At 62.6% G+C, this 7,379-nt stretch carries 8 protein-coding genes; 7 read left to right on the top strand and 1 reads right to left on the bottom strand.

All coding sequences use genetic code 11. The annotated features are described in order from the left end of the window. Positions 1 to 57: 57 nt before the first annotated feature. Positions 58 to 819, bottom strand: a complete 762-nt coding sequence (locus IG169_RS15035) for a GntR family transcriptional regulator (RefSeq protein ID WP_210326044.1) — start codon at positions 817 to 819, stop codon at positions 58 to 60. 92 nt (positions 820 to 911) lie between these two features. Between IG169_RS15035 and IG169_RS15040 the strand changes: the two genes are divergently transcribed. The 7 genes from IG169_RS15040 (at position 912) to IG169_RS15070 (ending at position 7,248) form a co-directional block, all read left to right on the top strand. Further along, positions 912 to 1,700 carry a citryl-CoA lyase gene (locus IG169_RS15040; protein WP_193177048.1) on the top strand — a complete coding sequence of 263 codons (789 nt, stop codon included), beginning with the start codon at positions 912 to 914 and terminating at the stop codon, positions 1,698 to 1,700. Next, positions 1,700 to 3,013 (top strand): phenylacetate--CoA ligase family protein, encoded by a 1,314-nt coding sequence (locus IG169_RS15045; RefSeq protein WP_193177056.1) that lies wholly within the window; start codon positions 1,700 to 1,702, stop codon positions 3,011 to 3,013. Before IG169_RS15040 ends, IG169_RS15045 begins: the two co-directional genes overlap by 1 nt. Before the next feature lie 38 nt (positions 3,014 to 3,051). Continuing rightward, entirely contained in the window at positions 3,052 to 4,065 is a 1,014-nt protein-coding gene (locus tag IG169_RS15050; protein WP_193177049.1) for a TRAP transporter substrate-binding protein, read from the top strand. Positions 4,066 to 4,136: 71 nt separating this feature from the next. After that, positions 4,137 to 4,613: a TRAP transporter small permease subunit gene (locus IG169_RS15055; protein WP_193177050.1), complete on the top strand. Its 477-nt coding sequence runs from the start codon at positions 4,137 to 4,139 to the stop codon at positions 4,611 to 4,613. Continuing rightward, positions 4,610 to 5,911, top strand: coding sequence for a TRAP transporter large permease (locus tag IG169_RS15060; protein ID WP_193177051.1), 1,302 nt, complete (start codon positions 4,610 to 4,612; stop codon positions 5,909 to 5,911). Before IG169_RS15055 ends, IG169_RS15060 begins: the two co-directional genes overlap by 4 nt. A gap of 44 nt (positions 5,912 to 5,955) precedes the next feature. Continuing rightward, positions 5,956 to 6,546, top strand: coding sequence for a VOC family protein (locus tag IG169_RS15065; protein ID WP_193177052.1), 591 nt, complete (start codon positions 5,956 to 5,958; stop codon positions 6,544 to 6,546). Between the two features lie 27 nt (positions 6,547 to 6,573). After that, entirely contained in the window at positions 6,574 to 7,248 is a 675-nt protein-coding gene (locus tag IG169_RS15070) for a glutathione S-transferase family protein (RefSeq protein ID WP_193177053.1), read from the top strand. Positions 7,249 to 7,379 lie beyond the last annotated feature (131 nt).

Raw genomic sequence — 7,379 nt, forward strand, 5'->3', positions numbered from 1 at the left:
GGATTCGGTCTCATCACACATTTTTGTAAGCGTTGACTTACCAGATCCTGCAAAATCTCAGGGGGATTTTTCGATGGTGCCGGCAAACTCCGCTTTGGAAAACGGGACAGCTTCTCCGGGCCGGCCGGCGCGGAACACCTCCGGTCGTATCGCGCGAACGAAGTCGCGCGCACGCGACAGGTGACCACGGATGGCCGCATCCGCCGCCGCCGCATCACCGGCAAGAATCGCCGAGGCGACGACGCGGTGCTCATGCAGGGACTCCATCATGACATCGCCCGTCAGTTCCGACGCGATCTGCGCCATGATAAGCGAAAGCTGAAGCTGACTGTTGAGCTTGACCAACTGACCGTTGCCCGCCGCCTCGAAAACCGCGGCGTGAAAGCGCCGGTTCTCGGCGAGATAATCGGAGGTTGAGAAGCGCGGCACCTCCTCCCATATCGGCGCGATCCGGCGCTCGAAGCGCTCGCGCGTGCCTGGATCGGCGATCTTTTCCGCGGCGAGCCGGGCGGCAAGCGCCTCCAGCTCCAAGCGGATTTCGAACAGCTCCATCGCCTCGGTCATGGTCAGCCGCCGCACCAGGGCGCCGCGATTGGGAACGATCTCAATCACGCCCTCTGCGGAGAGACGGCGGAACGCTTCGCGCAACAGGCTGCGGCTGACGCCGAGTTCGGCCGTCAGGTCGGCTTCGACGAGGCGCTGCCCCGGCACAAAGCGCCCGGCCTGGATCGCCTGCATGAGAAAGTCGACGACCGTGTCGCCCTTGGCGCCGTGGCGTGGTTCCATCCGTATCATTCTCCGCGCCGGCAGCCCGGCCATTCGGTTCCCCGTCAATCTAGAGACGGGGCGTCGTATTGACAACAGCAAAATTGTCCGACAATATTGCCCGACTTTTCGGGAGGTGTCGAACAATGATGATCGGAAAAAACGCGGGAGCGACCACGGCGATCAGCACCGCTGACGCACAGAGCGTCACCGTTCGCGGTCGCGATCTGTGCTCCGACCTGATGGGGCGCGTCGGCTTCACCGATTATTTCTGCCTGCTGCTCACAGGCAGGGAACCGACCGAAAACCAGCGTTTCTTTCTCGATTTGCTGCTCGTGGCGATCGCCGAACACGGCCTCGTGCCGACTAACCAGGTCGCGCGGATGACCTATGACGCCGACCCCTCCGCACTCCAGGCGGCCGTCGCGGCGGGTATATTGGGTTGCGGCTCGGTCGTTCTCGGTACCGCGCAGTCTTGCGGCGAATTCCTCATTCAAGCCAGGCGCATGACCGACGAAACCCGCGGCGATCCCGCAACGACAATCCGGGACCTGGTTGCGGAAATCCGCCGCGAAGGCGGTAAGGTTCCGGGTTTCGGTCATCCGCTGCACAAACCGGTCGATCCGCGCGCCCAACGCATCCTCGACCTCGCGGAAGAACGCACCGCCGGCAGCCCTTATGTCGCTCTCGCGCGGGTGGCCGCGACGGTGGTGCCGGAAGCCTGGGGCAAACCGTTGCCAATGAACGTCTCGATGGCAATCGCCGCGGTCCTGCTCGACCTGGAATTCCCCGCCGGCATGCTGAAAGCGATCCCGATCCTTGCCCGAACCGCGAGCCTGCTTGCGCATCTCGGCGAGGAGCAGAAAAATCCGATCGGCTTTCTCATGGCGCATCACGCCGAAAACGCCATTACCTACGAAGAGCGGGCGTCGTGATGCACAACGTCGCCGCCGAGACCCTTCCCTGGGACAAGCAGTCCAGCGCCGATGACCCTGCCTATCGCGAGCAGATTGCCTGGCTGTTCGAGCACTCGCCCTTCTATCGCGGCAAGCTCGAAAAGGCCGGATTCCGGGATGCCACAAGCGTCGGCGGACTGGCGGAAATCGCCGCCCTTCCCTTCACGGAAAAGGACGAATTGCGCCAAAGTCGCACGCCGGACAATCCGATCGGAACGCATCGCGCCGCGGCAATGGAAGACATCATCCGCATCTATTCGACAAGTGGCACGACCGGCACGCCGAGCTATATCCCGTTGACCGGGGAAGACCTGTCCAACTGGGTCGAGATCTCCTGTCGCTCCTATGGCGCGTCTGGCGTGCGGCGCGGCCACATGATCGTCTCCACCTACAATGCCGGGCCGTTCGTTGCCGGCGTCACGCTCGACGCCTTCGCGGCGCTTGGCCTGTGCCATGTGCCGGTCGGCGCGGGAAACACCGAGCGGCTGATGTCGGCAGTCCGTCTTCTGAGGCCCGACATTCTCGCCTGCACACCGTCCTACGCGCTGCATCTGGCCGAATGGGCCGCCGAGCGCGGTATCGACATCGCCAACTCGGCAATCGAACGCATTCTCGTCGCGGGCGAACCCGGCGGCGGCGAGCCGGCCATGCGCGCGCGCATCGAAGAGGCGTGGAACGCCAAGGTTACCGAGGCGATGGGCATTGGCGACATCTCGGTCTCGCTATGGGGCGAATGCGAAGCACAGCAAGGCATGCACTTCTCGGGCCGCGGCATCGTCCATTTCGAACTGATCGACCCCGACTCCGGCGCACCTATCCCGTTCGAGGACGGCGCGGAGGGGGAACTCGTCTACACGCATCTGAAGCATCGCGCCGCACCGCTGCTGCGCTTCCGCAGCCGTGACCATGTTCGCATCCAGGCCGGACCATGTTCCTGCGGGCGCACTGCGCCGCGCGTGCGCTGCATCGGACGGACGGACGACATGATGATCGTACGCGGCGTCAACGTCTTTCCCACCGCCGTGCGGGAGGTCATCAACGAATTCTCGCCCACGGTGAGCGGCGTCATCTCGATCCGGCCGCAGACAAAGGGCGTCAAGCAACAGCCGCCGCTGCACATTGCCGTTGAACTCGCCGAAGGCATCGCCGGTGATGGCGCGCTGGCGGAGAACATCCGGAAGCGCGTCCGCGACAAGCTGGTCTTCACCAGCGCCATCGATCTCGTGCCGTGGGGCACGCTACCGCGCACGGACTACAAGTCGAAATTGGTGGACTGGTCCGCCGCGCAATAAGTCGGACGACAAAACCAACCTCAATCAAACGGGAGGAAATGATGAGGAAACTTGGATTGATACTCGGGTCGCTGGCGGCCTTGGCGACGGGCGCAGCGAGCGCGAATGCCGCCGAATACGAACTGAAGATCTCGTCGATGTTCCCGTCGACGCATTTCATCCAGAAGCTCGCTCTGGAGCCGTGGGCGAACGAGATCGAGGAGAAAACCGGCGGTCGGGTTCACATCACTTTCTTCTCCGCCGGATCGTCGCTCGGGGACGCGACCAAACAATACGATCAGGTGCGGTCCGGCGTCGTTGACTTCGCCGTCGGCATTCCGGCCATTCCGCGCGGGCGCCATCCGCGTATCGTTCTGGTGGAACTGCCCTTCACCGTACCGAATTCCGCCGTCGGCACCTGCGCGCTGACCCGGATGAAGGACACGTTCCAGCCCGACTTCAAGGGCACCCGGATTCTCTCGTTGACGGTGACCGAGCCGAGCGCCGTTCACACGAAGGAAAAGGTCGAGACCCTCGATGATCTCAAGGGACTTCGCATCCGAACACCCACTCCGGCAATCACCGCCATGCTCGAGGAGATCGGCGCGACGCCTGTCGGCATGCCGCCCACGGAAATCTACGAAAGCGTGGAACGCGGCGTCGTTGACGGCAACATCATGCCGTGGGGACCTGTCGGCGCATTCAAGCTGTGGGAGGTGCTGCACTATCACATCGACGCGCGCATCAACCCGGTCAGCATGTACACCCTGATGAACCAGCGCAGCTACGACTCGCTGCCCAAAGACATCCAGAAGGTCATCGACGAGACCAGTGACGAGGTCTTTTCCAACTGGGGACACTGGTGGGCGGATACGGACAAGGAAGCGATCGACGCCGCCAAGGCTAACGGCAATGAAATAATCCCGATGTCCGACGAGGTCCGCAATCAATGGCGCGAGCGGCTGATGCCGGTCGTCGACAACTACATCAAGACCGAGTCGGGCATGGATCCCGATGCAGCCAGGGCGATCTATGCCGACATCGGCAAGGCTGTCGCAGCTTGTGAAGACTAGAACAGGCCGAACGGAGGCGCCGGAACATCCACTCCGGCGCCCGCCGCTCCGTGCCGGCAAGGAAGTCTCTCGTGAAAAAACTGACAACCGCAGTCGCCATTCTTGGCACCGTGCCTCTTCTGGTCGCTGTGGCGCTCACGGTAACCGACATCGTCTTGCGTTCCCTCAGCAGCCACACGGTCCACGGGCTGACCGACATTGTGACGCTGTGCACCATGATCGGGGCCATGTTCGCCATCCCCTTCGGCTTCTCGCATGATCAGCACGTCGCGATCGACGTGTTCACCACGCACATGCCCCGGAGCGTACAGCGCGTCCTGCTCGTTGTCGCGGCTCTGCTGGGCTTCTTCTTTCTCGGCGCCGTGTTCTGGTTCTCCATCCAGCAGATGATGACCGAATACGGATACGGTGACCGCAGCCAGTCGATCGGCATCCCTATGGTATGGTACTGGATCCCGCTCGTGGTCGGGATCGGCCTCGCCGCAATCGTCAATGCCTGGCTGATCGTGCGCCATGTGCGCGGTTGGCAAGAGGGCGACCGTTCATGACACCGCCCGTCATCGGAGTAATCGGTCTCTTCGTGCTGCTCGGCCTGATCGCCTTGCGTGTGCCGGTCGCGATCGCGATGGGCCTCGTCGGAATTTGCGGCGGTGTCATTCTCAACGGATGGCTGAGTCTCGGCTTCATCCTCGGCTCGCAACCGTTCGTGACATCGTCATCCTATTCGCTGTCGGTGATCCCGCTGTTTGTCATGATGGGCGCTTTCGCATCGCGGGCCGGCCTGTCGGCCGCTCTGTACCAGGCTCTGCACAACCTCATCGGCCACTGGCGCGGCGGCCTTGCGTCGGCCACGATCGGCGCCTGCGCAATCTTCGGATCGGTGTGCGGATCGAGCCTTGCCACGGCCGCCACGATGGCGCGCGTCGCGATCCCCGAAATGACCGAGATCGGCTATGACCGCCGCCTGACGTCCGGCGCCCTTGCCGCCGGGGGTACGCTTGGAATCCTGATTCCGCCCTCGATCATAATGGTCATCTACGCACTGCTGACGGAGCAGTCGATCGGTCGGATGTTCCTCGCCGGAATGATTCCCGGCATACTTGCCGCTGTCCTGTACATGACCGCGAACTATATCATCGTGCGGCTGAACCCGTCGCGCGCGCCCCGCATCCCGCGCGCCGGCCTTGGCGAGAGGTTGAACGCATTTCGCCAGATGGCCCCGATCCTCGGGCTGTTCCTCGTGGTGATGGGCGGCATCTATCTCGGCTTCTTTTCACCGACGGAGGCCGCGGGCGTTGGCGCGTTCGGCGCGATCGTACTTGCCGCACTGCGCAAGGAGCTCACCTGGGACGTCGCGCGCGACGCGTTGATCGAAACCGCCGGCACGACCGGGATGCTGTTCATGATCCTGATCGGAACCTCGGTCCTGCAGTTCTTCATCGAAACCTCGACGCTGCCGCGTGTTGTCGTCGACTGGATAAACCTGCTCGGCCTGCCGCCCATCGGCGTTATCGTGATGATCCTGGTGATCTACGTCATCCTCGGCTGCTTTCTCGACAGCCTTTCGATGATGCTGATCACACTGCCAATCGTCTTTCCCATGGTGACGGCACTGGGCTACGATCCGATCTGGTTCGGCGTCCTGGTCGTGTCGGTGGTGGAAATCGGCCTGATAACGCCCCCGCTCGGCATGAACCTGTTCGTAATCGCCGGCAGTGTCGACGATCTGCGGTTCGAAACGGTCGCACGCGGCGTGCTTCCTTTCCTTCTGGCGGATTTCGTTCGCGTCGCGCTTCTGGTGGCGGTCCCGGCGCTCTCACTCGCACTTCCGAAGCTGCTCATGTAGGCGGGCAAGAGTGATATGGTGCCAGTTCAACCAGGGAGGTGACCGTGAGAAAACTTCAGACACAGGGTGTCCACCACATCACGATCGTCGGGGCCGACCGCCAGACCTCGATCGACTTCTGGGAGGGCGTTCTCGGCATGCCGTTCGTCTTCGACCAGCCTAACCTCGACCGGGAAAGCGAAGGGCATATCTATTTCGACCCCGGCGACGGACGGCTGATCACGGTGTTCACCAACGAGGACCGCAAACCCGAGCCGAGCCGCACGCCGACGGATGTCGGCTGCGTGCACCACCTCGCCTTCGCCGTCTCGCAGGCGACATTCTGGCAGGCCGTCGAGCGGCTCGACGAGCGCGGCATCAAGCACAGCGGGCCGAAGGATCGCGGCTTCATGGATTCGATCTATTTCAACGATCCGCTCGGTTTGCTGATCGAACTCGCCTCCTACCGCTTCGAACCGCCATGGGGCGTCTCGCACGGCCAGGTGATGCTGGAAGCACACAAGATCCGCGTGGCGCGCGGTGACCACCATATCGACAGGATCCATCTTGCCGACGCGATCGAGAACCTGACGGCGAAAACCTTCGGCAGCCTGTCGGCGGACCGCGGTCCGAAAGACCCTTACAAGAACAAATAGACGGCGCAGCCGTCACTGGAGGAAGCCATGAAACTGCACATGCATCCCGCATCCATCACCAGCCGGCCTGTGCGCCTGCTGATCGCCGAAAAAGGCCTCGATGTCGAAGAGGAGGTCGTCGACCTGTTCACCGGCGCGCATCACCAGGAGCCCTATGTCTCGTTCAACCCGAACCGGCTCGTTCCGGTGCTCGAAGACGGCGACATGAAGCTGACGGAGAGCGCCTCGATCCTGCGCTATCTCGCCGACAAATACGACATGCCGGAATATCCGAAGGACCTGAAGCAGCGCGCCAAGGTCAACGAGATCATGGACTGGTTCAATTCCAACTTCTACCGCGACTGGGGCTACAATCTCTGCTACCCGCAGTTGTTCCCGCATCACAAGCGGCGGAGCGACGAGGGCCAGAAGGTCGCCATCGAATGGGGCAGCGAGAAGAGTGCCTTCTGGCTGCAGGTCCTCGACGATTACTGGCTCGGCGACGGTCGCCCGTATCTCACCGGCGACCGCATCACGATCGCCGACTATTTCGCTTCCTCGATCATGGCGCTCGGCGACATGATCCGGCTCGATTACGCGAAATATCCGAATGTCGAGCGCTGGCTGAAGAACGTGAAGAGCCTAGACAAGTGGGGCGAGGTCTCCGAAGCCCTCGACGGCTTCGCCGCTTCGCTGGAGGGGCAGCAATTCGTCACCGCCTGATCCGCTATCCGGAGGGTGGGGAGGAAGAGGCCCTAGAGCTTTTCAGGGACAGATAGAAACATTCTGTTTCTCGTCCGGTGCGGCGATCCGCGCGAAGGCGCGCGCGGCGCGTAGCGGGGCTACGGGCAAGC

Origin of the sequence: Oricola nitratireducens (assembly GCF_014904745.1) — a bacterium.
GTDB classification, from domain to species: domain Bacteria; phylum Pseudomonadota; class Alphaproteobacteria; order Rhizobiales; family Rhizobiaceae; genus Oricola; species Oricola nitratireducens.

Excerpts from the sequence above, each read along its gene's own strand:
- IG169_RS15045 (WP_193177056.1), top strand. The coding sequence starts at position 1,700 with ATGCACAACGTCGCCGCCGAGACCCTTCCCTGGGACAAGCAGTCCAGC.
- IG169_RS15060 (WP_193177051.1), top strand. The coding sequence starts at position 4,610 with ATGACACCGCCCGTCATCGGAGTAATCGGTCTCTTCGTGCTGCTCGGC.
- IG169_RS15050 (WP_193177049.1), top strand. The coding sequence starts at position 3,052 with ATGATGAGGAAACTTGGATTGATACTCGGGTCGCTGGCGGCCTTGGCG.
- IG169_RS15040 (WP_193177048.1), top strand. The coding sequence starts at position 912 with ATGATGATCGGAAAAAACGCGGGAGCGACCACGGCGATCAGCACCGCT.
- IG169_RS15035 (WP_210326044.1), bottom strand. The coding sequence starts at position 819 with ATGGCCGGGCTGCCGGCGCGGAGAATGATACGGATGGAACCACGCCAC.
- IG169_RS15070 (WP_193177053.1), top strand. The coding sequence starts at position 6,574 with ATGAAACTGCACATGCATCCCGCATCCATCACCAGCCGGCCTGTGCGC.